Genomic DNA, 25,534 nt, shown 5'->3' on the forward strand with positions numbered 1-25,534 from the left:
CAAAGCATTTTGGAAGGGGCCGGTTTTCCGGCCCCTTTTTCTATGGCAGTCCGTTGCGGACGCGTATCAGTGGCAACCTTTCGCTAATCCAGGTTGTTGACCTGCCGTAGATCACGACAGGAGGACAATATGGGTGAAGCGACTGACAAGCTGAAGGCCGCAGGCAACAAGGCTGCAGGCGCCGTCAAGGAAGCGGTAGGCCAACATCAAAATAACGCCGATCTCGCCGCAGAAGGAAAAGCGCAGAAGGCAAAGGGCACTGCTCAGGACGTCAAGGGCTCTGTGAAGGGCGCGCTTGGCGACAAGATCTGATAGCCTTCATCGCATCAGGAGAAAGGCCTCGCATGACGCGGGGCTTTTTTCTTAATGCCCGGCTCTGTAGTGGCTGAGGCATCATTGGACGGGCGTAGATAGGCGCGTACGTCCCGCCGCAGTTCTCCAGCGCACAGATAGAGTGCGATGACGTTAGGAATAGCCATGAGGAAGAAGCTGCTGTCGACAATATCCACCACTCGTCCTAGGTCGATCGCCGCGGCAGGCGGCAGCGCCAGGATATAGAGGATTTTGTAACTCCACTGCGCCTTTGGACCATGGCCAAAAAGATATCCCCAGGCCTGAAGCCCATAAAATCCCCAGGCGACGAGCGTCGAGTAGGCGAACAGAACGACGACCACTGCCAGCAGCCACGGAAACCAGGGCGACACCTGCGCGAACGCGGCCGAAGTGATGGCCACGCCTTCGAGCCCGGATGTCCACGTACCTGCAACGACGAGCGCCAACCCGCCAACGGAACAAACGATCATCGTGCCGAGCAGCGGCTCAAGCAGCGCGACCAGCCCCTCCGATACAGGATGGCGTACCCGCGCCAGGCTATGCGCCATCACAGCCGAGCCGACGCCTGCCTCGCTGGCGAAAACGGCACGCCTCATGCCCGAGACGAAGGCGCCAACGGCGCCCCCGGTAGCTGCACTGCCGGTCCAGGCGCCATGCCATATTTGTGCCAGGGCAGCCGGGATTGCTGTAGCATGGATGATAAGAACGGCGGTAACGCCTGCGAGGTAGACGGCGACCTTGAGCGGGGTAAGACGCTTCGCAACCTCACCCAGCCATGCGGCACCCCCTAGGGTGACCAAAGCGACGGCGGCTGCCAACAGCACGCCATAGGCCCAGCCGTTCGACAGACCGGTCACCACCTTGACCTGCGCAAAGCTCTGGTTCACTTGCACCATCGGGATCGCGCCGAACAGCGCGAAGAACGCGTAAAGCCCACCCAGTACCAGCCCGAGCCGCGGCCAGCCACGCGCAGCGCCGATGGCTCTCAGCACATACATGGGTCCGCCATGGACATGACCACGTTGATCGAAGATCCGGTATTTCAGGCCAAGCGTCACCTCGGCCATCTTCACGGTCATGGCGAACCAGCCGATCACGAACATCCAGAAAATCGCGCCCGGTCCGCCCATGGTGAGCGCAACTGCGACGCCGGCGATGTTGCCGAGGCCGATCGTACCGGCAAGCGCAGTGGTCAGGGCACCCCACTGGCTGACATCACCCTTGGCTTGATCTGCGTCGGGCTGCGTCTGCAAGATGCGCACTGCACGTCCAACCGCCCGAACATTGGGAAATCCCAGCCAGATGGTGAAGAACAACATCGGCACTGCGAGGTAGAGGACGATCAATTCGATCTCGGTGCCCAGCAAGGGAACCTTGAAGAAGACCGCGCTGGAGAGCGCGTCTACCGCTGCATTGAAGCCGTCCACCTGCTAGGGAATGACGGCTCGGCGGTGGAAAGTCGAACAAAGATTGCTATGGGGGTCATAGGTTAGCCTCGTGGCAGGACAGGAATTATGAGCAGGCGTTATTTCGGCACGGACGGGATCAGGGGGCGGACGAATCAATGGCCGATGACAGCCGAACTCGCGATGAAAGTCGGCATGGCTGCGGGGAAGCATTTCCAGCGCGGCAGCCACCGGCATCGGGTCGTGATCGGCAAGGACACGCGCCTATCCGGCTATATGGTTGAAAATGCTCTGGTGGCTGGTTTCACGGCGGTGGGCATGGATGTTGTCCAGTTCGGCCCCATCCCTACGCCTGCAGTTGCGCTGCTTGCCCATTCGATGCGTGCTGATCTCGGCGTCATGATTTCGGCCAGTCACAATCCCTATGCTGACAACGGCATCAAGCTGTTCGGGCCTGACGGCTACAAGCTGTCCGACGAAGATGAGCTGAAGATAGAGGCGATGCTGGAGCAGGATATTCCGCTAGCAGCGCCCTCCGAAATCGGCCGTGCGCGCCGGGTTGAGGACGCAAGAGGGCGCTATATCCACGCGGTGAAGTCCAGCTTTCCTGCTGATCTTCGCTTGGACGGCCTCAAGATCGTCGTCGATTGCGCGAACGGTGCAGCTTACCAGGTCGCGCCATCGGCGTTCTGGGAATTGGGAGCCGAGGTGATCGCGATCGGCGTGACGCCGAACGGCATCAATATCAACGATGGCTGTGGATCGACCTCTCCACTTTTGTGTCAGGAGACTGTCGTGTCTTCCGGGGCGGACATCGGCATTGCCCTCGACGGAGACGCGGATCGGCTGATCGTCGTGGATGAGAAAGGCCAGATTGTCGATGGTGACCAGATCATGGCGCTGATCGCTACCAATTTCGCACGTGACGGATCGCTGCGCGGGGGCGGCCTGGTAGCGACGGTGATGTCCAACCTTGGCCTGGAACGGCATCTTGCCGGACACGGGATCAGCCTGGAGCGTACCAAGGTCGGCGATCGCTATGTTCTGGAGCGCATGCGAGAGGGCGGCTTCAATGTTGGCGGAGAGCAGTCCGGGCACATGATCCTGTCCGATTACGCGACCACTGGCGATGGCACCGTAGCGGCGCTGCAGGTGCTCGCGGCGCTCGTTCGCTCGGGCAAGCCTGCCAGCGAGGTCTTGCATCGGTTTGATCCCGTGCCACAACTTCTCAAGAATGTCCGCTTTTCCGGGGGCAAGCCGCTGGAGCATGAAGAGGTCAAGCGGGTCATCGCGCAGGCAGAGGGCGAACTCAACGGCTGTGGCAGATTGGTCATTCGCCCGTCCGGGACTGAGCCGGTGATCCGCGTGATGGCAGAGGGGGATCGGGAGGATCAGGTCAAGGATGTCGTCGAGCGGATCTGCGACGCTGTCGCCAGGGTCGCGGCCTGATGCTTGACATGCGTCCTGATTGCGAACGGTGTGGCACGGACTTGCCAGCGGCAGACCCTGGGGCGTTCATCTGTTCTTTCGAATGCACCTTTTGCGCTGGCTGCGCAGAGGCGCTGGACGACCGTTGCCCCAATTGCGGTGGGGAGTTGATGGATCGCCCAACGCGGACAGGCGATGCGCTCGTCCGCCATCCAGCCTCTATCCGGCGTCACTACAAGGGATGAAACCCGCGCGCATTTTGATCGTCGCCGGTTCGGACAGCGGAGGAGGGGCTGGCATTCAGGCCGACATCCGCACTGTTACGCTGCTGGGCGGTCATGCAATGACCGCGATCACTGCCATTACGGCCCAGAATACGATCGGTGTGCAGGCCGTGCATGCGGTGCCCGCGGATATGGTGGTCAAGCAGATGGACAGCGTCATCAGCGATATCGGTGTTGATGCTGTCAAGATCGGGATGATTGGGTCCGCTATGACTGCGGAGGCGGTCGCTGACCGGCTGGCGCAGTTGACCAATGTGCCGATCATATTCGATCCGGTGATGGTCGCGACGAGCGGATCGGTGCTGGCGGATCAGGCGACGGTCGCGGCATTTGAGCGGCTGATGGCGTTGGCGACTTTGGTGACGCCGAATATACCGGAGTTGGAGGCGCTGGGCGGTGAACAGATTGCGATCTGCTTCGATACGCATGTGCTGGCGAAGGGTGGGCATGGCGAAGGGGCGATGCTGACGGACCGGCTGATCGGGCCGGGAGGGTTGGTAAAGTCATGGAGCAATGCGCGAATTGAAACGATTCACACGCATGGGACGGGATGTACCTTGGCCAGTGCTATTGCTGCTCGGTTGGGGCAGGGGTCAATGCTTATAGAAGCTATTGAATTTGCTAGGAAATATGTTCGGGAAGCGCTGATGTTGGCGCCGGGTCTGGGGCAGGGGCACGGGCCGATGGGCGCGCCGTTCGGGTTTCATCAACATGCCTGATTTCGCGCATGAGCGATTGCATCATCCCGGGCTGGTCGCTGGAGTGGACGAAGCGGGCAGAGGGCCGCTGGCGGGGCCGGTCGTGGCTGCTGCCGTCATCCTGCGGCAGGAGGATTGCCCGGATGGCCTGAATGACAGCAAGCAACTGACCGCCGCCCGCCGCGCGGTGCTGGAGGGCGAGATCAAGGCGCGGGCGCTGTGTTGGGGGATCGGGGTGGCGTCAGTCGAGGAGATTGACGAGATCAACATCCTTTGGGCGACGATGCTGGCGATGACGCGAGCGGTCGAGGCGCTCAGCAAAGATTGCGCACATGTGCTGGTGGACGGCAATCGCTGCCCCAAATGGCGGTGGGCCTCGACCGCCGTGGTCGAGGGCGACGCCAAATGCCTGTCGATCGCCGCCGCGTCGATATTGGCCAAGGAGGCGCGCGACCGCATGATGATAGAGGCGGCGGCGGTGCACCCCCATTATGGCTGGGAAAGCAACAAGGGCTATGGCAGCCCGATGCATCTGGCGGCGCTCAGGGAACATGGCCCAACGCCGCTGCACCGGCGCAGCTTTGCCCCGGTCGCGCAGTTGGTGCTGTTGTAGAAACTGGAGCGCTTTCGCAGCAGATGGCGTCATCTGCTGGCAGGCGGAAAAACTCGACATAAATGTAGCGTAACCCGATCCAGTGTGATTGGACCATGTCCCAAGGCCAATTGAGTTGAGCTGAGCCGCTCTTGCTTGATCCGCATCATATTCGAGCAGGGTGAGAGACTTCGGTAACTGATTTCCCGACTGATGGGGCTCAATCCATGCGAGATCAGTTTTTAGGTTTGAACAGCCCACAGGTCTGAGGGTGTTCGCGTGCCTTTGCAGCAGCACGCCATGCAGCAGTCTTTGGTGAGGCGGGCGGCTTGTTCAGCGGGGTTGCACGTTCGTCGGACGTCGCTCCCTGCCCACCCCCGGCCCCTCCCGCCTGCGGGAGGGGTGAGATGATGGAGCCACCCGGCTAGTTTCGGGACGCGTTCCAGCTTGGCGGCTACGTATCGAGAAAGGGGCAAGCTCTAGCCCTCCGTCACTTCTCAGCGGATCAGCACGCTGAGCGGAGTTCGCCGCGTGCCTCTGGATGCGATCAAGCCTTCTTACTCTGTGCCATGGCGGGATTAAGAATAGTGAGCCACAAGCCGCTTCTGGCTGGCGAATCCGTGCACAATAGTTAAGAAAGACTTTATGCGCGTGATGCCTTTCCTGCTGGCGCTTGCCGCCATAGCGCCTGTGTCATCGATGAGCCAAGCGGCCGCTGAGGTCGCAGCCTCGGAAGGACAGGTGATGCAGCCGGGCGGTTATCGTTGGCTGGAGGAGGGGCCGTTCGACGGGCCGCTCTACCTGATCATCAGCCTTCAGCGGCAGATGGTGCATGTCTATAATGGCGACCGGCTGGTGGGTATGGCGAGCGTATCCACGGGTACGCCGGGGCACCGGACGCCGACCGGCGAGTTCACGATCCTGCAGAAGCGGGAATGGCATCGGTCCAACCTCTACAGCAACGCACCCATGCCGTTCATGCAAAGGCTTACCTGGGATGGCGTGGCGCTGCATGCGGGGCATAATCCTGGCTATCCGGCGAGCCATGGCTGCATCAGGCTGCCTACCGCCTTTGCGCGGACATTGTTCGGGATGACGCAGCTTGGCACTTTGGTTCGGGTCAATGCGGATGCCTTGGGACCGGCCTTGATGCTGGATCAACTGGTCATGAATGATCCGGGGACGGCGGTGGTGACATTCACGCCGGGTCCCAAACCGCCGGTGGTGGAGCAGGCCAAGGTTGAGTTGGCATCGCGGGATGTGCCTGTGCTGGCGGTTGATCCCAGTGTGTTCCGGCCGAGGTTGCGGCGGTGGTAGGGTTGGTGCCTGTTTTTCCAGAGGTCTGACGCCTTCGTTTTGAACAGGTGAGGGCTTCGACAAGCTCAGCCCGGGTGTGGGTTGTTGGCCTGAGGCTCAGGGCGACCGGGTTAGGAGTGCTTGCGATCTTTAGAAGGCGATCGTCTTACACGGAAGCATCGGCATTAAGGCTGATTTTCTGTCACCCCGGGCTCGACCCGGGGTCCCGCTGCCTCGGTAGCGTCAGATAAGAAGCGGGACCGCGGATCAAGTCCGGGGTGACGGTCACTCAAACATGAACATGCTCTAAACCGCGCTGAGCCCTGCGTCGGCCAGGCCGCGCCACAGGTGCAGGGCCTGGACGCTTTCCTTCACGTCATGGACGCGGACCATTTGCGCGCCGGATTGCGCGGCGCGGAAGGCGAGGGCGATAGAGCCGCCGAGGCGGTCGGCGGCGGGGGCTTCGTTGGACAGGGCGCCGATCAAGCGCTTGCGGCTTCCGGCAAAGAGCAATGGCACGCCGAGACCCTGGAAAGTGGCAAGGCCATTGACCAGCGCCAGATTGTCGGCGAGCGACTTGCCGAAGCCAAGGCCTGGATCGACCATGATCCGGTCGCGCGCAATGCCTGCACTGACGCAGCTTTCGATGCGGCTTTCGAGCATGTCGAACACATCGGCGACGACATCGCCATAGCCGCCGGGATTGTCATGCGGGTCATCGCCGGAGGACGGCGCATGCATCAGGATGACGGGGCAGGACGCGCGCGCCGCGACTTCCAGCGCGCGGGGATCATGGGCAAGGGCGCTGACATCGTTGATGACCTTTGCTCCTGCCGCGAGCGCCGCTTCCATGACGGCCGCCTTGCGCGTGTCGATCGATACCGGGACGCCCGCGGCGGCGAGCCTTTCGATGACCGGCACGACGCGAGTGATTTCGTCGCCTTCCCACACTTTGGGAGCTTTTGGGCGCGTGGATTCGCCGCCGATGTCGATAAGCGCTGCGCCGGCCGCCGCCATGGCAAAGCCAGCGTCCGCCGCCGCCTGGGGATCGCCCATATGCTTTCCACCATCGGAGAAGCTGTCGGGGGTCACGTTGAGGATCGCCATGACTTGCGGCGCATCGAAGCGGATGGTGCGATCGCCTAGTGCGAGCGGATTGCGCTGCGCCGAGATATTGGCTGCGAGACGCTGGGCGCGTTCCGCGAGCGGGGCGGGAAGCGAGACGATGGTTTCGTCGAACTGCGCCACCGGGATCGTGATCCGCGTCAGGCGGTGCGCGCCCTGTAGTGCGGTCAGCTCATAGGCCTGGAACCAGATCAGGCCATTGGCCATGCGTGCCGCTGACCCATCGGGCAGGCCGATGGGGGAGGGGACGAACCATGTGGGCTTCAGGTAAAGCCGAGCGTCGTGGGGGAGGGTGGATAGGATCATTGCTGGTCTCGTTCACGCTGCGCCTGTCGAAAGCTTTTCCTTGTTAAAGAAAAAGAAGGGGCTTCGACAGGCTCAGCCCGAACGGAAATGCAGGTGAGGGCGTCAGGGCTCGTTTGCGAGCAGATAAGTCTGGCGCAGCGTGTCGATGGGCTTGAGGGCGCCGTCGACTTCATGGTGCCAGAAAGTCCAGCCATTGCAGCTGGGCGCATTTTGCAGGGTTGCACCGATCTTGTGGATCGATCCCGTATCCGTGCCGATGCAAAGCGAGCCATCGGCGCGCACGGTGGCCTGCCAGCGGCGCTTGGCGTCGGTCAGGATCGAGCCGGGCTGCAGATAGCCGGTTTCTACAAGCGTGCCGAAGGCGACCTTGGGCTGGCTCTTCGCGCTTTGCATGATGGTGAGGGCGGATTCGTCCAGCGGCAGGGCGGCTTCGATGCGCTCCATCGCGACTTCGATATAGCTGTCTTCGCGTTCGATGCCGATCCACTGGCGGCCAAGCCGCTTGGCGACTGCGCCGGTGGTGCCGGTGCCGAAAAAGGGATCGAGCACGACATCGCCGGGCTTCGTGCACGCCAGCAGCACGCGGTAGAGCAGGGATTCGGGCTTTTGCGTCGGGTGCGCCTTCGTCCCGTTGCGCTTCAACCGTTCCTGCCCGCCGCAGATCGGCAGCACCCAGTCGGAGCGCATCTGAAGCTCGTCATTGAGCGTCTTCATCGCCTTGTAGTTGAAGGTATATTTGGCGTCTTCGCCCTGGCTGGCCCAGATCAGCGTTTCATGCGCGTTGGTGAAGCGGGTGCCCTTGAAATTGGGCATGGGGTTGGACTTGCGCCAGATGATGTCGTTGAGGATCCAGAAGCCTTCGTCCTGGAGCGCCGTCCCGACGCGGAAGATGTTGTGGTAGCTGCCGATGACCCAGATGGTGCCATTGGGCTTCAGGATGCGGCGGGCCTGCGCCAGCCATGCCTTGGTAAAGCGGTCATAGCTGCTGAGCGTATCGAATTTGTCCCAGTCATTGTCGACGGCATCGACCCGGCCGCCTTCGGGACGGAACAGGTCGCCGCCGAGCTGGAGATTATAGGGCGGATCGGCGAAGATCATGTCGATGCAGGCGTCGGGGAGCTTCGCCATTTCGGCGATGCAGTCGCCGCGCAGGAGGCTGTTCGCCGGGATGGCGACGGCCTCTCTTTCAACCGGCGCAACCGCCCTTTTACGCCGCGGCGCGACGCGTTCCATGACACCCATTATGTGACCCCCATTCGTTTCGAGGACCAGCGTTGAGTCGTCGGGAGTCCGGCGTCAAGATCAACGGCTTAGCCGCTGAGCCTCAGACAAAAGTTAACAGCAGGAGAACGAAAGAGGTAGACACGACATGTTGAGTCCGGATGTCGCCATGGGACTCAATATCAGGTGGTGTGACTCAAAAGACTCAGCTGCTGGACCCCGCCAACTTTTTTTGGTTAACGTCGCTTCGACCCTTCAAAAACGGTCTCCGCTTGATCTTCTCATAATCATTTGGTTATGACTTCGCAATGAATGATCCTCTTTCAAGCGGCGACCGCTCGGCGGCATGTGACGAACTTTTCAAGGCGCTGTCCGACGGGACGCGGCGCGCCCTCCTGGAATATCTTGTGAAGGAAGGGGAGCAGAGCGTGCATGCCCTGACGGCGGTGTCCGACGTGTCGCAGCCGATGGTGTCGCGGCATCTGGGGAAGTTGAAGCGGGCTCGACTCGTGACGGCTCGCCGGGCAGGCCGGGAGACCTATTATGCAGCCCGCGTGAAGGGGCTGGCGCCGGTGGTGCAGTGGATGGCTATTTACGGTGCGCTCTGGTCACAGCGCTTTACCGCGTTGGAAGAATTGAACGAACCGGCCTGACGCGGTTTTCGCCGATCTTTTCTCCTTGCATTGCGGGCCTAAATGATGATCGAAAGCGCCGTGATCCATGTTGCGGGAAGGGGGCGGGGTGGGCCGCCCTGAAGGGGTGCGGCATGGTGACGGGAAAAAAGACGTGGAGCAGAAGATTGCAGGCCGCCTTGACGGGAGACAGGGGCGGGCGCGCTTTGTCAGAGAGTCACCCGATGTCAGGCGCCAGGCTCTGATCGAAGCGACGGCGCAATGTCTTGCCGAGAAGGGGGTGGCGGCGACATCCGTTCGGGCCATTTGCGCGCGGGCGGGGGTGTCTGCGGGATTGCTTACCCATTATTTCGATGGGATCGACGCGCTGATCCTCGCCACCTATCGCGATGTGGGAGAGAAGGTGGCGGCGGCGCTGGAGCAGGCCGTTGCCGAAGCGGGGCCTGATCCGCTTGATCGGCTGTGGGCTTATATCAGGGCGAATTTGCAGCCGCCTGTGCTGGACCCCAATTTGCTGGCGACCTGGATTTCCTTTTGGAGCCTGGTGAAGACCAGTCCGGAAATCGCCGCCACGCATGCGGAGACCTATGGCGGATCGCGCGAACGGCTGGAGGTGCTGCTGAGGGAAGCCGCGCCGCAGATTCCGCGTCCGGCGGCGCGGATCGCTGCGATTGGCTTGACCGCCATGCTGGACGGCTTGTGGTTGGAGCTGTGCCTCGATTCCTCGACCTTCACGATCGAAGAGGCGCTGGAGATGGCCAAGGAAGCCATGACCTATGTGATCCAGAAACCAAGGGATGAGCCGGTCGATCAATAATCGGTCCGTTGATCGCTTTTCTCAATGACAGGTGTGAATAAAAGCAATTTCCCCCGACCCTGCTCCCTCCCTACATAGGCCGGGCAACAGCAACCCTAAGAAGGAACTGGAAAGCCCATGGCTCTCATCAACACCAGCATCAAGCCGTTCAAGGCCACCGCGTTCAAGGAAGGCAAGTTCGTCGACGTCACCGACGAGGACGTGAAGGGCAAGTGGGCGATCTTCTTCTTCTATCCCGCCGACTTCACCTTCGTGTGTCCGACCGAACTGGAAGACCTGGCCGGCATCTACCCGACGCTGCAGTCGCTGAACGTCGAAGTCTATTCGGTTTCGACCGACACGCACTTCAGCCACAAGGCCTGGCACGACACCTCGCCCGCGATCGGCAAGATCAACTATTATATGCTGGGCGACCAGTCGGGGCAGATCACGAACAATTTCGACGTGATGCGTCCGGGCGTGGGCCTGGCCGACCGCGCCACCTTCCTGGTGGATCCCGAAGGCGTGATCCAGTTCATGGAAATCACTTCGGAAGGCGTCGGCCGCAACGCGACCGAATTGCTCCGCAAGGTCAAGGCTGCGCAATATGTCGCCGCTCACCCCGGCGAAGTGTGCCCGGCCAAGTGGGAAGAGGGTGAAGAAACCCTGGCTCCCTCGCTCGACCTCGTGGGCAAGATCTAAGCAAGACCTGCCCTTTCGCCGGGTCGGGTCGAGCAACTCCCCGGCCCGGCGGGGGTTTACCAAGACATTTTGAACGCTGTCATGCCGGGCCTTTGGGTCGCACCTCCCGGCAAGCGGACCTGCGCGCCCACGGGCGGTGCGCCAATTCAATGGAGCTACGAAGATGTTGGACGCAAATCTGAAAGGCCAGCTGAAGGCCTATATGGCGAACATCACGCAGCCGATCGAGCTGGTGGCGTCGCTGGACCAGAGCGCGAAATCGCGCGAACTGGAAGGGCTGCTGAGCGAGATCGCCGAACTCTCGGACAAGGTGACGGTCATCTCCGGCAACGACAAACGCAAGCCGAGCTTCATGATCCGGCGGGTGGGCACCGATATCGGCGTGACCTTCGCGGGCATTCCGATGGGGCATGAGTTCACCTCGCTGGTGCTTGCCCTGCTGCAGGTGGGTGGTCACCCGTCGAAGGCGGCGCAGGAGTTGATCGAGCAGATCAAGGAGCTGGACGGCGACTTCAGCTTCGAAACCTATTTCTCGCTGTCATGCCAAAACTGCCCGGACGTGGTGCAGGCGCTGAACCTGATGAGCGTGCTCAACCCGCGGATCAAGCATGTTGCCATCGACGGCGCGCTGTTCAAGGAAGAGGTGGATGCGCGCCAGGTGATGGCTGTGCCGACCGTGTTCCTGAACGGAGAGCCGTTCGCTTCTGGTCGCATGGAGCTGGAGCAGATCGTCGCGAAGATCGACAGCGGCGCGGAAACCCGCGCGGCGGAGAAGATCAAGGCCCAGGAGCCGTTCGAAGTGCTTGTGGTCGGCGGCGGTCCTGCTGGCGCGGCGGCGGCGATCTATGCAGCGCGCAAGGGCATCCGCACGGGTGTCGCGGCGGAACGCTTCGGTGGGCAAGTGCTCGACACGATGGACATCGAGAACTTCATTTCGGTCAGCCGGACGGAGGGCCCCAAGCTCGCCGCGCAGCTGGAAGCGCATGTGAAGGATTATGATGTCGAGATCATGAACCTGCAAAAGGCGGCCAAGCTGATCCCGGCGAAGACCGAGGGCGGATATCATGAAGTCGTGCTGGAAAATGGTGCTTCGCTGAAAGGCCGCACCGTCATCCTGTCCACTGGCGCCAGGTGGCGGCAGATGGGCGTGCCGGGCGAAGAGGAATATCGCAACAAGGGCGTGGCTTATTGCCCGCACTGCGATGGCCCCCTGTTCAAGGGCAAGCGCGTGGCGGTGATCGGCGGCGGCAACAGCGGCGTCGAAGCGGCCATCGATCTGGCCGGCATCGTTGCTCATGTGACGCTGATCGAGTTCGACAGCCAGCTGCGCGCCGACGCGGTGTTGCAGCGCAAGCTCGCCAGCCTGCCCAATGTGCGGATCATCACCTCGGCGCTTACGACCAAGGTCGAGGGTGACGGGAACAGGGTCACGGGCCTTAGCTACAAGGACCGCAACCATGGAACCGAACATGATGTCGAGCTGGAAGGCATCTTCGTCCAGATCGGGTTGGTCCCGAACACGGAATGGCTGAAGGACGCAATCGCGATGTCGCCACGTGGCGAAATCGAGATTGACGCCAGGGGCGAAACGAGTCAGCCAGGCATATTCGCTGCGGGCGACTGCACGACCGTGCCTTACAAGCAGATCGTGATCGCCATGGGGGCCGGATCGACAGCGGCGCTTTCTGCCTTCGACTATCTCATTCGTCTGCCCGCTTCCGCGGAAACAGCCGAAGCAGCCTGAAGAGACAACCCCGAGCGGGGGGTTGGGAAGCGGTCGCCCCCAGGCCCGGTGGCGGCCGCTTCTTGATTTCTACGGGTGTGGCCGTCTCCCGCACACCCGTTCGGGCTGAGCTTGTCGAAGCCCTTTCCTTAAGAGAGTAGAGCCCTTCGACAAGCTCAGGCGAACGGTACGGGAGAGGGGTGCGCGATCCAGAGCGCGAAGCTCCAGTTTCTGCCTTGGCAGCAATGTGCGTCCATCTTTGGCTCGGCCCCTTAACCGCCAGCGTGCCGGGCGGTCAGCAGATAGTTGATTGCCTTGTTCGAAGAGAGCGTGAAGCCCTTGCGCGGGTCGAAGGAAAGGCCGGTGACATCGGTGACCTCCAGTCCGGCCTTCACCAGCATGTCGGTCAGTTCCTCTGGTGTCAGGAACTTGTCCCAATCATGCGTGCCTTTGGGAATGCCGCCGATGCTTTCGCCGATGCTGATCATTGCGAGGCGTGACAGAGGCGTGCGGTTGGGAGTGGACAGGATGAGCAAGCCGCCGGGGGCCAGTTTCGCCGCCAGCGCGCCTACGAACGCTGCGGGATCAGTGACATGCTCGATGACTTCCATCGACGTGACGAGGTCGAACCCTTCGCTGTCCAGCTGCTCGACCGGTGTAGCGCGATAGTCGATCAACAGGCCCTGGCGTTCGGCATGGGCGCGGGCGATGGCGATATTTTCCTGCGCGGCGTCGAGGGCTGTCACCGTGGCGCCGAGGCGTGCCAAGGGTTCTGATAGAAGGCCCGCGCCGCAGCCGACGTCCAAGGCGCGCTTGCCCGTCAAGGGACGGAAGCTGCTTTCCTCACCCAGCCAGTGCCCATCGATCGCGCTGCGAATATAGCGCAGTCTTACAGGATTGAGCTTGTGCAGCATGGCGCTGCTGCCGGAAGGATCCCACCAGTCAGCTGCCATCGCGCCGAAATGCGCGGCTTCGCGGGGGTCTATGGTGCTGGGAACTGAGTTGGCCATGCACCCTGCCTATCAAGCTCCGCGATGGTGCGCCACGGGCATTTATTTCTTGCGTGGGGGCGGCCCATCGCCGTCGAGATATTTGTCCTCCGCATCCAACTGCCGATGCAGTTCGCGCGTGGCCGCTTCCGTCCGCGCCAATTCTTCGGGACTCCTGTGCCGCCGGTTGCTCATGATCACATAAATGAGCACCGCCGCGAGCAGGATCGGCCCTCCGATCGTGAAAAGCCCGTAAAGGACTCCGTCCATGGCTTCCTCCTTCTAAATCTTCCACTCAAGGAATGAGCGATGACGCCATGGGGTTCCATATGGCCTTGCTTGCCATATCTGCCGCTGCTGCTATAGCGGCGCCGTTTTTCCCCGGAGGGGGATCATCTTTCCAGATCAGCAGACAGGTTCGACAAGAAAATGGCGCGCATCGTGATGAAATTCGGCGGCACCTCGATGGCGGGGATGGAGCGAATTCGCAACGTGGCCGCGCGCGTCAAACATGTCGTCGAGCAGGGTCATGAGGTCGCCGTCGTCGTATCCGCCATGGCAGGGGAGACGGACCGGCTGGTCGGCTTCTGCAAGGAAGCGTCCGCGCTTTACGATCCGGCGGAGTATGACGTAGTGGTCGCCAGCGGCGAACAGGTGACGAGCGGCCTGCTCGCCATGACGCTCAAAGCCATGGGCGTGGACGCGCGCAGCTGGCTGGGCTGGCAGCTGCCGATCCGCACCAACGAAGCCCATGCGAAGGCGCGCATCGGCGACATCGATACGATCGATCTGCTTGCATCGATGCGGTCGGGCACTGTCGCCGTGATCCCCGGATTCCAGGGCATGATGGAAGACGGCCGCATTTCGACCCTGGGCCGTGGCGGCTCGGACACTTCGGCGGTCGCCGTCGCGGCGGCGGTGAAGGCAGACCGCTGCGACATCTATACGGACGTCGATGGCGTCTACACGACCGACCCGCGTATCGTGGCGCGCGCGCGCAAGCTCGACCTCGTCACCTATGAGGAAATGCTGGAACTGGCCTCGGTCGGGGCCAAGGTGCTCCAGACCCGCTCCGTCGGCCTCGCCATGAAGGAAGGCGTGGTCGTGCAGGTGCTTTCCTCCTTCGATGATCCCACCCAGACCGACCTCCCCGGCACGCTGATCGTCAGCGAGGAGGAACTGGAAGCCAAGCTCAAGGAAGACAAGATGGAACGTCAGCTCATCACCGGCATCGCCCATGACAAGAATGAGGCGAAGATCACCGTCACCCGCGTGCCCGATCGTCCGGGCGCCGTGGCGCACATCTTTGGCCCGCTGGCCGATGCCGCGATCAACGTCGACATGATCATCCAGAATGTCGGCCGCGACAAGGGCGAGACGGACGTGACCTTCACCGTGCCGGGCGCCGACCTTGCCCGCGCGCTGGACGTGCTGGAAAGCCAGAAGGAAGAGATCGGCTTCAACCGCGTGATCCCGGACACGAAGGTCGCGAAGGTGTCGGTCGTCGGCGTCGGCATGAAAAGCCATGCCGGGGTTGCTTCGACCATGTTCAAGAGCCTGGCCGATCGCGGGATCAACATCCTCGCCATCTCGACCAGCGAGATCAAGGTTTCGGTGCTGATCGACGAGGATGAGACGGAACTGGCGGTGCGTGTGCTGCACACGGCCTATGGGCTGGACGCGCCGGTCGCATAATTCAAATGATTACCCCTCCCCTTGGGGGGAGGGGCCGGGGCCTGGCCCCACTGAACAGCGCGTGGGGAGGGCCCCCACCCCAACCTCTCCCCTGAAGGGGAGGGGCTTTGTGCTTCTAGGATTAGACTGATGACCAACGCCAAACTCACTTCCCTGATGGCTCGCGGCACCGAATTTCTTGGCTGCGACGTCGCGATCATGTGCGGGGCGATGAGTTGGGTGTCGGAGCGGAACCTGGTCGCGGCCATTTCCAACGCGGGCGGCTTTGGCGTGATCGCCTGCGGCGCGATGACGCCGGAACTGCTCGACAAGGAAATCGCGGCGACGAAGGCGCTGACGTCCAAGCCCTTCGGCGTCAACCTGATCACCATGCATCCGCAACTGTTCGACCTGATCGAGGTCTGTGCGCGCCATGAGGTCGGCCATGTGGTGCTGGCAGGCGGCTTGCCGCCCAAGGGCAGCATCGAGGCGATCAAGGAGAAGGGCGCCAAGCTCATCTGCTTCGCTCCGGCGCTGAGCCTGGCCAAGAAGCTGGCGCGCTCGGGCGTCGATGCGCTGGTGATCGAGGGGATGGAAGCGGGCGGCCATATCGGACCGGTGTCGACCAGCGTGCTGGCGCAGGAAATCCTGCCGGAAATGGCGTCGCAGCTGCCGGTGTTCGTCGCTGGCGGGATCGGGCGTGGCGAGTTGATCGCGGGCTATCTGGAAATGGGCGCGGCGGGCGTGCAGCTTGGCACCCGCTTTGCCTGTGCGAGCGAGAGCATCGCGCATCCGAACTTCAAGAAGGCTTTCTTCCGTGCTTCGGCGCGCGACGCGATCGCCAGCGTGCAGATCGACCCGCGTTTGCCGGTCATTCCGGTGCGGGCCCTCAAAAATGCCGGGACCGAAGCCTTTACCGCCAAGCAACGGGAAGTCGCCAATCTGCTCGATGGCGGCTCCGTCGACATGATGGAAGCGCAGTTGCAGATCGAACATTATTGGGCGGGAGCGCTCCGCCGGGCTGTGATCGACGGCGATGTCGAGGGTGGGTCGCTGATGGCGGGGCAGTCGGTCGGCATGGTGACGAAGGAAGAGCCGGTCACCGACATCATCACGCAGTTAATGGACGAGGCGGTTGTCGCGCTGGAGCGGCGTAGCGCCTGAGGCTGTCCTGATTATCGGGACGAACCGAATCCCTGAAGGGATGAAGCGATCCGGGCGATCATCGCCAGGAACGCGCAGCTTTGCCATGAGTTTGGGCCATGAGCTTTGGCGCTGACAATTAATCATAGGGGATAATGGGTTGCCGTTGCGTGCTGCTTCATGTCGCGTCTGGACAATCGCTTCGGTGGCCGCATTGGCGCTGGTTGCAGGCTGTTCCACGCCCAAACAGGTGCCGACCCCTCCGCCGCCGGTCGTCCGCACGATCAAGCCGCTGCCGCCGATGGGTGCGGTCGAGGATATGAGCATTCCGGAGGTTGATGCCGAAGGGAAATATCTGACGCCCAATCGCGGAGTCACGGCGAATACGGCGTTGTGGCATGTCCGCATGGCGCTGAACGTCGCGGCGCTCTCCTGCCATGGTGCGGGCGAGCCTGCGCGGGTTCAGTATAACAGGATGCTGCATGTCCATAAGGACATATTGCGCGAAGCGAATGCGGCGGTCGATCGCAACTATACCGCCGCTTATGGCAGTGCGGGGCTTCAGTCGCGCGAGTTGCTGAACACGGTCGTCTATAATTTCTTTTCGCTTCCGCCTGTGACCAAGAGCTTCTGTCCCGTGGCGGTGGATGTGGGCGCGAAGATCCTTGCCATGCCGTCGAACCAGTTGCTGGCCTATGCGCCCGAAGCACTGACGGCGCTGGAGAAGCCGTTTCAGGAATTTTACGAAGCCTATGCCGACTATCTGCGCCGGCTGGCGGAGTGGCAGTCCCGCTTTGGCGGCACGGTGACGGTGATCGTGTCGCCCACGCCCCTGCCGCCGCCGCCCAAGCCACCGGCCGAGATCAGCCCTGGCTTCGTGCCGCCGCCTGCGCTGCCGCCGCTGCGGGAGGAGAGCGGACAGGCGCTGGTGCCCGGCGCGACGTCGGCGCCGCGCGTGAACGTGCCGACTTTCCCGATCAGGCGGTAAGAGGACTTCAGTCGCCTGCTGGCATGAAAGTGACCGGAGCTTTTGAGGGCAGCGGGAAGAGGCGGACGAAGCGTTCTGCCAGTTCGCGGTTCCCCTCGATCTTCAGCGCGCCGCCGACATCTTCGAAGCTTGCCCCGCCATATACCACGGCGGCGAGCGCATTCTGATCACCGCTGATCACCGCGTCCGCGCCCTCGACAGGCCCGCGATCCATGGTGAAGTCGCCGTCCTTGCACTGCGCGCGAAATTCTTCCTCGCCGAAGCGGAAGCCTATCACCGCGTCTAAGCCAGCGATGCGTCTGCGGTCGATCATCGTGCGCATGGACAGGACGACCGACACATTGCTCATCGGCTGGCCGGGCTGCATCGTGGGCGAGCGGCAGGCCCAGCGGCCGAGCACCTGGAACAGGATTTCCGACTCACGGCCCCACTCGGTCAGTTCGTAGATCTGGCTGGCGGCGGGCGGGGGGAGGCGGCGGCGGACGAGGACGCTCGCGGCTTCCAGTTCCTCCAGACGCTGCGTCAGCACATTGGCGCTAATTCCGGGCAGGCTGGCGCGCAGATCGGTGAAACGCTTGGGACCCAGCATCAATTCCCGCATGATCGGCATGGCCCAGCGGTCGCCGATGAGGTCGAGCGCATGGGCCGTTGCACAGCCATCCTGATAGGCGCGCTTTTTGGAATTGCGAGTCATTGGTTATCTTTTCTAACTTTGATGTTGCATAACATAATCATTGGGTCCAAAAAGTTCAAGGCGGTGAGTCGAGTTCCATAGCTCCTTGCCGCGATGTTCAAGGAGATGCGTGATGCCCGATGCCCCCACTCCCAAGATGATTTTCATCAACCTGCCGGTAAAGGACCTGTCCGCCGCAATCGACTTCTATGAGGCGGTAGGTGCGGTGCGGAACAAGGATTTTTGCAGCGAGGACAGCCAGATGATGAGCCTGTCCGACGCCATTCATGTGATGCTGCTGACGCACGAGCGCTTCGCGAGCTTCACGCCGCGCCGCATACCCAATGCGCATGAAACGGCGCAGGTGCTGCTGGCAATCAGCGAGGAAAGCCGGGCTGCGGTGGATGTGACTACCGAAAAGGCACTCGCCGCGGGCGGGACGGAGCCCAATCCGAGCCAGGATCATGGCTTCATGTATGGTCGCAGCTTTGCTGATCTGGACGGCCATATCTGGGAAGTCACCTGGATGGACGTTGAAGCGGCGCTGGCGACCCATCAGCGGGAAGTTGCCGCCTGATCAATCCGAACAAGGAGAGAGATGATGAGCTATATCGACGGTTTCGTGGTTCCCGTGCTGAAGGGCAACAAGGAGCGGTATAAGGAGTTCGCGACCCGGGCCGCTCCGATCTTCCTGGAGCATGGCGCGCTGCGCATGGTGGAATGCTGGGGCACTGATGTTCCTGTCGGGAAGGTCAATGACTTCCGCACCTCCGTAATCGCCGAAGAAGGCGAGGATGTCGTCTTTTCCTGGATCGAATGGCCCGACAAGGCAACGCGCGACACGGGGCAAGAGAAGGTGATGAACGATCCCCGCATGCAGGAAGATGGCGAGATACCCTTTTCAGGCAAGCGAATGATTTATGGCGGGTTCGACGTAATGATCGACCAGAAGGCCTGACCAACAGCATGCGACAAGGAGGCGGATGATGAGCGACCTGACCGGCAAATTCTTCTGGTATGAACTGATGACCGGCGATCCGGAGGGCGCAATCGCCTTCTATGGCGATGTGGTGGGATGGACGGCGCAGCCCTTTGGCGGCGAGCGGACGGACGATCCCTATCATGTCGTGTCAGGAAGCGCGGGGCCGCTGGGCGGCATCATGCGCATTCCGGCGGAAGCGAAGGATTGCGGCATGTCGCCCTGGTGGGGCGGCTATGTCGGATCGGCCGATGTCGATGCCGATGCCCAGCGACTGAGCGGCGCGGGAGCGAGCGTGAAGCGGCCGCCGGAAGATATTCCGGGCGTCGGGCGCTTTGCCGTGATGAGCGATCCGGGTGGCGCGATCTTCATGCTGCTCAAGGGGTCGAGCCCGGACGGCATGGAGGGCGCGCCGCCGATGGCGACAGGCCATGTCGGCTGGCACGAGCTTTACAGCGGCAGTTTCGACGCGGACCTGGCCTTCTACACGTCGCAGTTCGGCTGGGGGAAGGGCGAGGCGATGGATATGGGGCCAATGGGCAGCTACCAGCTTTTCTCCATGTCCGGCGGGACCGACTTCAACAGCATGGAAGGCGGCATGATGCCCAAGCCCGAGCAGATGCCGGAGCCGCAATGGCTGTTCTACTTCGTGGTGCCGGACATCGATGAGGGCGTGGAGAAGGTGAAGGCAGGCGGCGGCACCGTGCTGAATGGCCCCGCCGAAGTGCCGGGCGGTGCATGGATCATCCAGGCGACGGACCCGCAAGGCGCGATGTTCGCGCTGGTCGGCATGCGTTCGACCGCAGCATAAGAGGAGAGGAAGGATGTCGAAGATTTCACCCTGTCTGTGGTTCAACGGACAGGCAGAGGAAGCTGCGCGCTTCTATGTCTCTGTCTTTGGCGGGTCGGTCGATTCGATCAGCCGTTATCCCCATGATGTTCCCGGCCCCGCGCCGTTCAAGGAAGGCGACGTGCTGCTGGTGGAATTCACGCTGTTCGGCCAGAGCTATCAGGGGCTGAACGGCGGGCCGGAATTCGGCTTTACCGAAGCGGTGTCCTTGTCGATCTCGTGCAAGGACCAGGCTGAAGTCGACCGCTATTTCGATGCGCTGACGGCCGACGGCGGCGCGCCTGGCCCCTGTGGCTGGGTGAAGGACAAATTCGGCCTGTCCTGGCAGATCGTGCCGGAAGAGGTCATGGAGATGCACCGCAAGGGCGGCCCCGGCATTCAGCCGATGATGGCCGAGATGATGACGATGCAGAAACTGGACCTTGCCCGCATGAAGGCGGCCTATGAGGGAGCGACGGTATGAGCAGCGCGCAACATGAGCTGTCCGTCAGCTGCCACATCGCGGCTCCGCGCGAGATCGTGTGGAAGGTGTGGACTGACCTGAAGGACCAATGGTTCTGTCCCAAGCCGTGGCAGGCCGAGGTGATCGAGGAAGATTTGCGCCCCGGTGGCCGTAGCGCCGTGCGCATGTTCGGCCCCGATGGCGAAGATACCGGGCCGATGGAGGGCATCTTCCTTGAGGTGGTCCCCGTCGAGCGAGTGGTATCGACCGACGCCTACGCCTCAGGGTGGATACCGCAGGAGCCGTTCCTGACCTCGATCTGGAGTTTCGTCGAAGAAGGCGAGGGAACGCGCTTTACCGCGACGGCCCGGCATTGGAGCGATGAGGCGCTGAAGCGGCATCAGGAGATGGGGTTCCATCCCGGATGGGACCAGATGGCGCAGCAGTTCAAGGATTTGTGCGAGACTTCGGCGGCGATCGCATGAGATAATTCCTCCCCATCAGGTGATGGGGAGGAATTTGGGGTCAGGCTTTCAGCACTCGTTCCACAGCCGAGCGGAACTTCGCCATATCCTCGGCCGAACCGACAGTGACGCGGGAGACTGTGGGCCAGATGGGCCAGTTGCGGCCGATCTGAACTTTTTCGGGTGTTGCAAGCAGGGCTGCCTGCATGTCCTTGGCTGGTTTCTTCCAGTCCATCATGAACATGTTCGCCTGGCTGCCGGGATGCACGGCGACGCCCTTCTTCGTGAGCCAGGCGATGGTTTCGGCCCGGTTGGCGGCGCATTCCTCGCGCCGGGCCTTGATGAGGCCGCTTTCGGTGTAGACGGCATTGCCGCACGCCATGGCGGTGATCGACAGGCCGCCTGCGCTGGGGCCGAACAGCATGATGCGCTTCTGTACCTCAGGATCGGCGAAGGTGAGGCCGAGGCGCATGCCTGCCATGCCGAACAGCTTCGAGAAGGTCCGCATGACGATGATGTCCTTGCGGCCTGCGATCAGGCTGACGGCGCTCGGCGCTTCGGAAAAGTGGATATAGGCTTCGTCTACCAGCAGCATTGCGTCGGCGGGCTTGTTGTCCAGCAGCCATTTGATGTCTGAAAGCGGCGTGATGGTGCCCGTGGGATTGTTGGGCGTGCAGATATAATAAAGGCCGGCATTGGGATTGGCGGCGAGCATCGCTTTGACGTCATGGCCCTTGCCAGGTGCCTGGGCCGCCTTGGCGATCGGCGCTTTCATATAATCGGCGGTACGCCAGGCGGATTCGAATGTCGGATCGGCGCTCACAAGCCCTTTGGTGGGCGAACAATAGGCAGCGACGATGCTGACCAGCGGCCCGCCGGAGCCCGGCCACAGCATGACTTGCGACTCCGTTAGCCCCTCTACCTTCGCCACAGTGGAGATAAGGTCGCCCCGGTAGTTGTCGGGATCATACCAGTTGCCGAAAGATGACGCCCTTGCCGCCGCTTCCACGCCGGAAGGGAAGGGGCCTGCCCAGCATTCGTTCGACCCGATGCGCACCGCGCCCTTGATCCCGCGCGCGGCCTGCTGCTGCGCATGGGCGGGTTGGATCAGCAGGGAATTTGCCGCAGCGCCTGCACCGAGCAGGGCGGCAATCTTGCCGATGTTGCGACGGGAATAGCCGCGATCCAGCAGGTCTTCGCGGGCATCCTTTTCCAGTATCAAGGTCATGTCATCTGTCCCCTTGTTCGAACCAACCGCATGGTGTTCCGATCGAGGAGACGAAGCGGTCGCTTGTTTCCGCAATATGTCGCCCAAGTTTTTTGACGATTTTGATCGGTTTCCCTGCCGATTGAATTGACTTCCCCTTGGAAAGGGGCCCCGCGATCTGTTAGCGCATTGACATGCCCACGACGCCCGCCGCCGCCGCCCGCCAGATCCTCACCAGCTTGCAGGAGGTGATGGCCGCGCGGACGAGTGCGCAGGCGAAGCTCAACAAGGTCGTGGATATTATCGGGCAGGCGCTGTCGAGCGAGGTTTGCTCCATCTATCTGGTGCGCGAAGGGCTGCTGGAACTGTTCGCGACGCGGGGCCTCAAGCAGGAGGCCGTCCATGTCACGCGGATGGCGATGGGCGAAGGTCTGGTCGGCCTGATCGCGACCAATGTCGAGACGTTGAACTTGGACGAGGCGGCGGCGCATCCGGACTATAGTTATCGGCCGGAAACGGGCGAAGAGTTGTTCCACAGCTTTGCGGGCGTGCCGATCGTGCGGCGGGAACGGGCGATCGGGGTGCTGTGCGTCCAGCATGTCGAGCCGCGCCGCTATGAAGAGGTCGAGATCGAGGCGCTGCAGACCGTGGCGATGGTGCTGTCGGAGTTGATCGCCAACGCCGAGCTGGCGGATGATGGCCCGGCAGATCTGCGGGTGCAGGATACGGGCACGATCATGCTGCAGGGATTGCAGCTGGTGATGGGCATGGCGCGGGGGCATGCGGTGTTTCACCAGCCGCGCGTCCATGTCGAACATACGGTGGCCGAGGATACCGAGGCCGAGCGGCAGCGCGTCATTTCCGCCTTCACCAAGATGCGCGAGCAGATTGACCGGATGACCGGGGCGGTCGAGTTCGGGATGGAGGGCGAGCATCAGGAGGTGCTCGAAACCTACAAGATGTTCGCCTATGACGAGGGCTGGATCCGGCGCATCAACGAAGCGATCGACAGCGGCCTGACCGCCGAGGCGGCGATCGAGCGCGTGCAGCAGCGCACCCGGATGCGCATGCGGCAGATCGACGATGCCCTGTTGCAGGACCGGATGCATGATCTGGAGGACATGGCCAATCGGCTGTTGCGGATCGTGTCGGGGCAATTGGGCACGGCAGCGCAACTGGGGCTGAGGCAGGATGCCATCCTGATCGCGCGTAACCTGGGTCCGGCGGAACTGCTGGAATATGACCGGCGGCGACTGAAGGGCGTGATCCTGGAAGAAGGGTCGCTGACCGCGCACGTCACCATCGTCGCGCGCGCCATGGGTGTGCCGGTGCTGGGGCGCGTCCGCGAAATCCGGCAAAAGGTGAATGAGGGCGACCTGATCCTCATGGATGTCGTGTCGAACAGCCTGCTGGTCCGTCCGACGCCGGACATGGACGAAGCGTTCGAGAACAGGCTGCACGTCACGCAGAAGCGGCGGGCGGAGTTCGCCGCGATGCGTGATCTGCCGTCGGTCACGGCGGACGGGCAGCGGATCGAGCTGATGGTGAATGCGGGCCTGCGGGAGGATGCGCAGGCGCTGGATCTGGTCGGCGCGGACGGGATTGGGCTGTTTCGCACAGAATTTCAGTTTCTGGTGTCGGCGACGCTGCCGCAGCGGGAAAAGCAGCAGCGCCTTTACAAGGACGTGCTGGACGCGGCCGGGGACCGTCCGGTGATCTTCCGCACGGTCGATATCGGCGGTGACAAGGCGCTGCCGTACATGCAGCGCGACGAGGACGAGGAGCTGGAGGACAATCCGGCGATGGGCTGGCGCGCGCTGCGGCTGGCGCTCGACCGGGACGGGCTGATGAAGGCGCAGGCGCGGGCGCTGCTGGAAGCGTCCGCGGGCAAGGTGCTGAACATCATGTTCCCGATGGTGTCGGAGCCGTGGGAATATGAGAAGGCACGTGCTCTGGTCGAGCACCAGCGCGAATGGCTTCTGTCCCAGCGCAAGAAGGTGCCGACGGCGGTACGCTATGGCGCGATGCTGGAGGTGCCTGCGCTGGCCGAAGTGCTGGACCTGCTGTTGCCCAAGCTCGATTTCCTGTCGATCGGCACCAATGACCTGACGCAGTTCCTATTCGCGGCCGACCGGGCGCATCCCAAGCTCGCCGAGCGCTACGATTGGCTGAGCATCGCTATCCTGCGCTTCCTGGACCGGGTAGTGCGTACCTGCGGTGAATATCAGGTGCCCGTCGGCGTTTGCGGAGAGATGGGCGGGCGGACGCTGGAGGCAATGGCGCTGGTGGGCCTGGGCGTGCGGCGTCTGTCGATCACGCCTGCATCGGTGGGGCCGGTCAAGGCGATGATCCGCGCGATCGACGCCGCCGAATTGCAGGTTATGATGCGCGACCTGCTGAATGATGGCGTCGTGGACGTTCGCGGGGCGTTGACCGAGTGGGCGACCGAGCGCGGCATCGAACTGAATTGAACAGGGAAAATGGGTCGGTCATGCCCGCCCCGGCGTTGACAATCCCTGTACCGGAATGAGACAAGACCAGCCTCTAAGATCGCGGAGCAGCATGGCAGAACAACCCGAACTGGAAAACGGCGCAACATCGCCGGACGTGCAATCCAGCACTCCCGGCGCAAAGCTGCGCGCCGCGCGCGAGGCGCAAGGCCTGTCGATGCAGGACGTGGCGACACGCACCCGCATCGCCCAGCGCCAGTTGGAAGCGATCGAGCGCGACGACTATTCCGCACTGCCAGGCATTCCCTATGCCGTGGGTTTCGCTCGTGCTTATGCCCGCGCGGTGGATCTGGACGAAGTGGCGATTGCCGCTGATGTACGCCATGCCGTTCATAATTCGGAACTTGGGACGAACCGGTACGAAGCGTTCGAACCGGCCGACCCGGCGCGGGTGCCGTCGCGCGTCCTTGCATGGACAGCTGCGGCTATCGTGATCCTGCTCGTCGCCGGTTTCACGATCTGGCGCACGCAGATGTTAACGCCCCCTACAGGGCAAGAGATTGCTGCCGAGCAGGCCAAGCCCGTCACTGCTGCGAAGCCAGCCGCTGGCGCTCGTCCCGCAGCGCCGGTCGTACAGACGGTGGTGTTCACCGCCAATGATGATGTGTGGTTGCGCATCTATGACGAGGCTGGCGAGCGGTTGAAGGACGGGCTGATGAAGAAGGGTGAGAGTTTCACTCTGCCTGCCAACGCTCGCAATCCCATGATCCTCACCGGCCGCCCGCAAGCCTTGTCGGTGACGGTTGGCGGCAAGTCGATTGTGCCGCTGGGCGCGCCGGATCGGACCATTTCCGACGTGCCTGTATCGGCGGCCGCCTTGCTGGCGCGGGCGGCGCCTGCTTCAGCGGGTGCGGCTCCACCCTCCGCCCCCTCGGCAGCGCAGCTGCCGCCGGTTCGGCCCGTCACCGGAAGTGTCGCGCCTGCGATACCGGCGGCACCTGCGCCAGCACCGGCTGCCCCGCCGGCAGCGAACTAAGATCGCGCGCATCCTCGCTTGAGCAGCCGCACGTCGCGCTTTACGGCGGCGAATATGGCCTTATGGTTAAAAGCGGGGAATGCGGCTTTTTAGCCGT

The 25,534-nt window shown here is 62.4% G+C and carries 27 protein-coding genes; 20 read left to right on the top strand and 7 right to left on the bottom strand.

The annotated features are described in order from the left end of the window. The first annotated feature begins 129 nt into the window (after nt 1-129). The gene (locus MU848_RS05225) at nt 130-312 is read left to right on the top strand and encodes a CsbD family protein (RefSeq protein WP_097092066.1); all 183 of its coding nucleotides are present in this window, start codon (nt 130-132) and stop codon (nt 310-312) included. Between the two features lie 14 nt (nt 313-326). Here MU848_RS05225 and MU848_RS05230 read toward each other — a convergent pair whose 3' ends face one another. After that, nucleotides 327-1,760, bottom strand: coding sequence for an alanine/glycine:cation symporter family protein (locus MU848_RS05230; RefSeq protein ID WP_247230668.1), 1,434 nt, complete (start codon nt 1,758-1,760; stop codon nt 327-329). A gap of 87 nt (nt 1,761-1,847) precedes the next feature. Between MU848_RS05230 and glmM the strand changes: the two genes are divergently transcribed. From glmM to MU848_RS05255, 5 genes are all read left to right on the top strand, one after another. Then, nucleotides 1,848-3,188, top strand: a complete 1,341-nt coding sequence (glmM, locus tag MU848_RS05235; protein WP_247230670.1) for a phosphoglucosamine mutase — start codon at nt 1,848-1,850, stop codon at nt 3,186-3,188. Continuing rightward, nucleotides 3,188-3,412, top strand: a complete 225-nt coding sequence (locus tag MU848_RS05240; RefSeq protein ID WP_247230671.1) for a DUF1272 domain-containing protein — start codon at nt 3,188-3,190, stop codon at nt 3,410-3,412. The genes glmM and MU848_RS05240 overlap by 1 nt, the downstream gene beginning before the upstream one ends. Then, a complete protein-coding gene (gene thiD / locus MU848_RS05245; protein WP_201514684.1) occupies nt 3,409-4,170 on the top strand; it encodes a bifunctional hydroxymethylpyrimidine kinase/phosphomethylpyrimidine kinase in 762 nt (253 codons plus the stop codon). The genes MU848_RS05240 and thiD overlap by 4 nt, the downstream gene beginning before the upstream one ends. Then, nucleotides 4,163-4,762, top strand: coding sequence for a ribonuclease HII (locus MU848_RS05250; RefSeq protein ID WP_097092061.1), 600 nt, complete (start codon nt 4,163-4,165; stop codon nt 4,760-4,762). Before thiD ends, MU848_RS05250 begins: the two co-directional genes overlap by 8 nt. A gap of 633 nt (nt 4,763-5,395) precedes the next feature. After that, on the top strand, nt 5,396-6,058 hold the full coding sequence (locus MU848_RS05255; RefSeq protein ID WP_281494351.1) for a L,D-transpeptidase family protein: 663 nt from the start codon (nt 5,396-5,398) through the stop codon (nt 6,056-6,058). Between the two features lie 285 nt (nt 6,059-6,343). Here the strand turns inward: MU848_RS05255 and folP are convergent, their stop codons facing one another. Both folP and MU848_RS05265 read right to left on the bottom strand, forming a co-directional pair. After that, nucleotides 6,344-7,468: a dihydropteroate synthase gene (gene folP, locus MU848_RS05260; protein WP_247230673.1), complete on the bottom strand. Its 1,125-nt coding sequence runs from the start codon at nt 7,466-7,468 to the stop codon at nt 6,344-6,346. Nucleotides 7,469-7,570: 102 nt separating this feature from the next. Further along, entirely contained in the window at nt 7,571-8,710 is a 1,140-nt protein-coding gene (locus tag MU848_RS05265) for a site-specific DNA-methyltransferase (protein WP_281494301.1), read from the bottom strand. 287 nt (nt 8,711-8,997) lie between these two features. Here MU848_RS05265 and MU848_RS05270 point away from each other — a divergent pair, with 287 nt between their 5' ends. The 4 genes from MU848_RS05270 (at nt 8,998) to ahpF (ending at nt 12,563) form a co-directional block, all read left to right on the top strand. Continuing rightward, nucleotides 8,998-9,342, top strand: a complete 345-nt coding sequence (locus MU848_RS05270; protein WP_201514683.1) for an ArsR/SmtB family transcription factor — start codon at nt 8,998-9,000, stop codon at nt 9,340-9,342. A gap of 133 nt (nt 9,343-9,475) precedes the next feature. Next, nucleotides 9,476-10,138 (top strand): transcriptional regulator BetI, encoded by a 663-nt coding sequence (gene betI, locus MU848_RS05275; protein WP_380800642.1) that lies wholly within the window; start codon nt 9,476-9,478, stop codon nt 10,136-10,138. Nucleotides 10,139-10,255: 117 nt separating this feature from the next. Then, nucleotides 10,256-10,819 carry an alkyl hydroperoxide reductase subunit C gene (ahpC, locus tag MU848_RS05280; protein WP_097092057.1) on the top strand — a complete coding sequence of 188 codons (564 nt, stop codon included), beginning with the start codon at nt 10,256-10,258 and terminating at the stop codon, nt 10,817-10,819. A gap of 163 nt (nt 10,820-10,982) precedes the next feature. Beyond that, nucleotides 10,983-12,563, top strand: coding sequence for an alkyl hydroperoxide reductase subunit F (gene ahpF / locus MU848_RS05285; protein WP_247230675.1), 1,581 nt, complete (start codon nt 10,983-10,985; stop codon nt 12,561-12,563). A gap of 251 nt (nt 12,564-12,814) precedes the next feature. Here ahpF and ubiG read toward each other — a convergent pair whose 3' ends face one another. Then, on the bottom strand, nt 12,815-13,552 hold the full coding sequence (gene ubiG, locus MU848_RS05290; protein WP_247230676.1) for a bifunctional 2-polyprenyl-6-hydroxyphenol methylase/3-demethylubiquinol 3-O-methyltransferase UbiG: 738 nt from the start codon (nt 13,550-13,552) through the stop codon (nt 12,815-12,817). Nucleotides 13,553-13,594: 42 nt separating this feature from the next. Then, complete coding sequence (locus MU848_RS05295) at nt 13,595-13,801, bottom strand: hypothetical protein (protein ID WP_097092054.1); 207 nt, start codon at nt 13,799-13,801, stop codon at nt 13,595-13,597. A gap of 159 nt (nt 13,802-13,960) precedes the next feature. On the opposite strand from MU848_RS05295, the gene MU848_RS05300 reads away from it, so the two are divergent. The 3 genes from MU848_RS05300 to MU848_RS05310 all read left to right on the top strand — a co-directional run bounded on the left by MU848_RS05300 (nt 13,961) and on the right by MU848_RS05310 (nt 17,336). Continuing rightward, the gene (locus MU848_RS05300) at nt 13,961-15,226 is read left to right on the top strand and encodes an aspartate kinase (protein ID WP_097092053.1); all 1,266 of its coding nucleotides are present in this window, start codon (nt 13,961-13,963) and stop codon (nt 15,224-15,226) included. A gap of 129 nt (nt 15,227-15,355) precedes the next feature. Further along, entirely contained in the window at nt 15,356-16,369 is a 1,014-nt protein-coding gene (locus tag MU848_RS05305; RefSeq protein ID WP_247230678.1) for an NAD(P)H-dependent flavin oxidoreductase, read from the top strand. 229 nt (nt 16,370-16,598) lie between these two features. Beyond that, nucleotides 16,599-17,336 carry a hypothetical protein gene (locus MU848_RS05310; protein ID WP_247230680.1) on the top strand — a complete coding sequence of 246 codons (738 nt, stop codon included), beginning with the start codon at nt 16,599-16,601 and terminating at the stop codon, nt 17,334-17,336. A gap of 7 nt (nt 17,337-17,343) precedes the next feature. On the opposite strand, the gene MU848_RS05315 is transcribed toward MU848_RS05310, so the two are convergent. Further along, nucleotides 17,344-18,030 carry a winged helix-turn-helix transcriptional regulator gene (locus MU848_RS05315; RefSeq protein ID WP_247230682.1) on the bottom strand — a complete coding sequence of 229 codons (687 nt, stop codon included), beginning with the start codon at nt 18,028-18,030 and terminating at the stop codon, nt 17,344-17,346. A gap of 112 nt (nt 18,031-18,142) precedes the next feature. Between MU848_RS05315 and MU848_RS05320 the strand changes: the two genes are divergently transcribed. The 5 genes from MU848_RS05320 to MU848_RS05340 are packed head-to-tail and all read left to right on the top strand — an operon-like array spanning nt 18,143 to nt 20,765. Beyond that, nucleotides 18,143-18,586: a VOC family protein gene (locus tag MU848_RS05320; protein ID WP_247230684.1), complete on the top strand. Its 444-nt coding sequence runs from the start codon at nt 18,143-18,145 to the stop codon at nt 18,584-18,586. Nucleotides 18,587-18,610: 24 nt separating this feature from the next. Beyond that, nucleotides 18,611-18,967 carry a DUF1428 domain-containing protein gene (locus tag MU848_RS05325; RefSeq protein ID WP_247230685.1) on the top strand — a complete coding sequence of 119 codons (357 nt, stop codon included), beginning with the start codon at nt 18,611-18,613 and terminating at the stop codon, nt 18,965-18,967. 28 nt (nt 18,968-18,995) lie between these two features. After that, the gene (locus MU848_RS05330) at nt 18,996-19,799 is read left to right on the top strand and encodes a VOC family protein (protein WP_247230687.1); all 804 of its coding nucleotides are present in this window, start codon (nt 18,996-18,998) and stop codon (nt 19,797-19,799) included. A gap of 13 nt (nt 19,800-19,812) precedes the next feature. Then, the gene (locus MU848_RS05335) at nt 19,813-20,301 is read left to right on the top strand and encodes a VOC family protein (protein ID WP_097092048.1); all 489 of its coding nucleotides are present in this window, start codon (nt 19,813-19,815) and stop codon (nt 20,299-20,301) included. Continuing rightward, nucleotides 20,298-20,765: an SRPBCC domain-containing protein gene (locus MU848_RS05340; protein ID WP_247230689.1), complete on the top strand. Its 468-nt coding sequence runs from the start codon at nt 20,298-20,300 to the stop codon at nt 20,763-20,765. Before MU848_RS05335 ends, MU848_RS05340 begins: the two co-directional genes overlap by 4 nt. Before the next feature lie 40 nt (nt 20,766-20,805). Here the strand turns inward: MU848_RS05340 and MU848_RS05345 are convergent, their stop codons facing one another. Continuing rightward, nucleotides 20,806-21,972, bottom strand: coding sequence for a pyridoxal phosphate-dependent aminotransferase (locus MU848_RS05345; protein ID WP_247230691.1), 1,167 nt, complete (start codon nt 21,970-21,972; stop codon nt 20,806-20,808). Between the two features lie 173 nt (nt 21,973-22,145). Between MU848_RS05345 and ptsP the strand changes: the two genes are divergently transcribed. After that, on the top strand, nt 22,146-24,422 hold the full coding sequence (ptsP, locus tag MU848_RS05350) for a phosphoenolpyruvate--protein phosphotransferase (protein WP_247230693.1): 2,277 nt from the start codon (nt 22,146-22,148) through the stop codon (nt 24,420-24,422). 91 nt (nt 24,423-24,513) lie between these two features. Next, the gene (locus MU848_RS05355; RefSeq protein WP_247230694.1) at nt 24,514-25,437 is read left to right on the top strand and encodes a helix-turn-helix domain-containing protein; all 924 of its coding nucleotides are present in this window, start codon (nt 24,514-24,516) and stop codon (nt 25,435-25,437) included. Nucleotides 25,438-25,534: the final 97 nt, after the last annotated feature.

The sequence above is a fragment of the Sphingobium agri genome (assembly GCF_023051225.1).
In the GTDB taxonomy this organism is placed as follows: domain Bacteria; phylum Pseudomonadota; class Alphaproteobacteria; order Sphingomonadales; family Sphingomonadaceae; genus Sphingobium; species Sphingobium agri.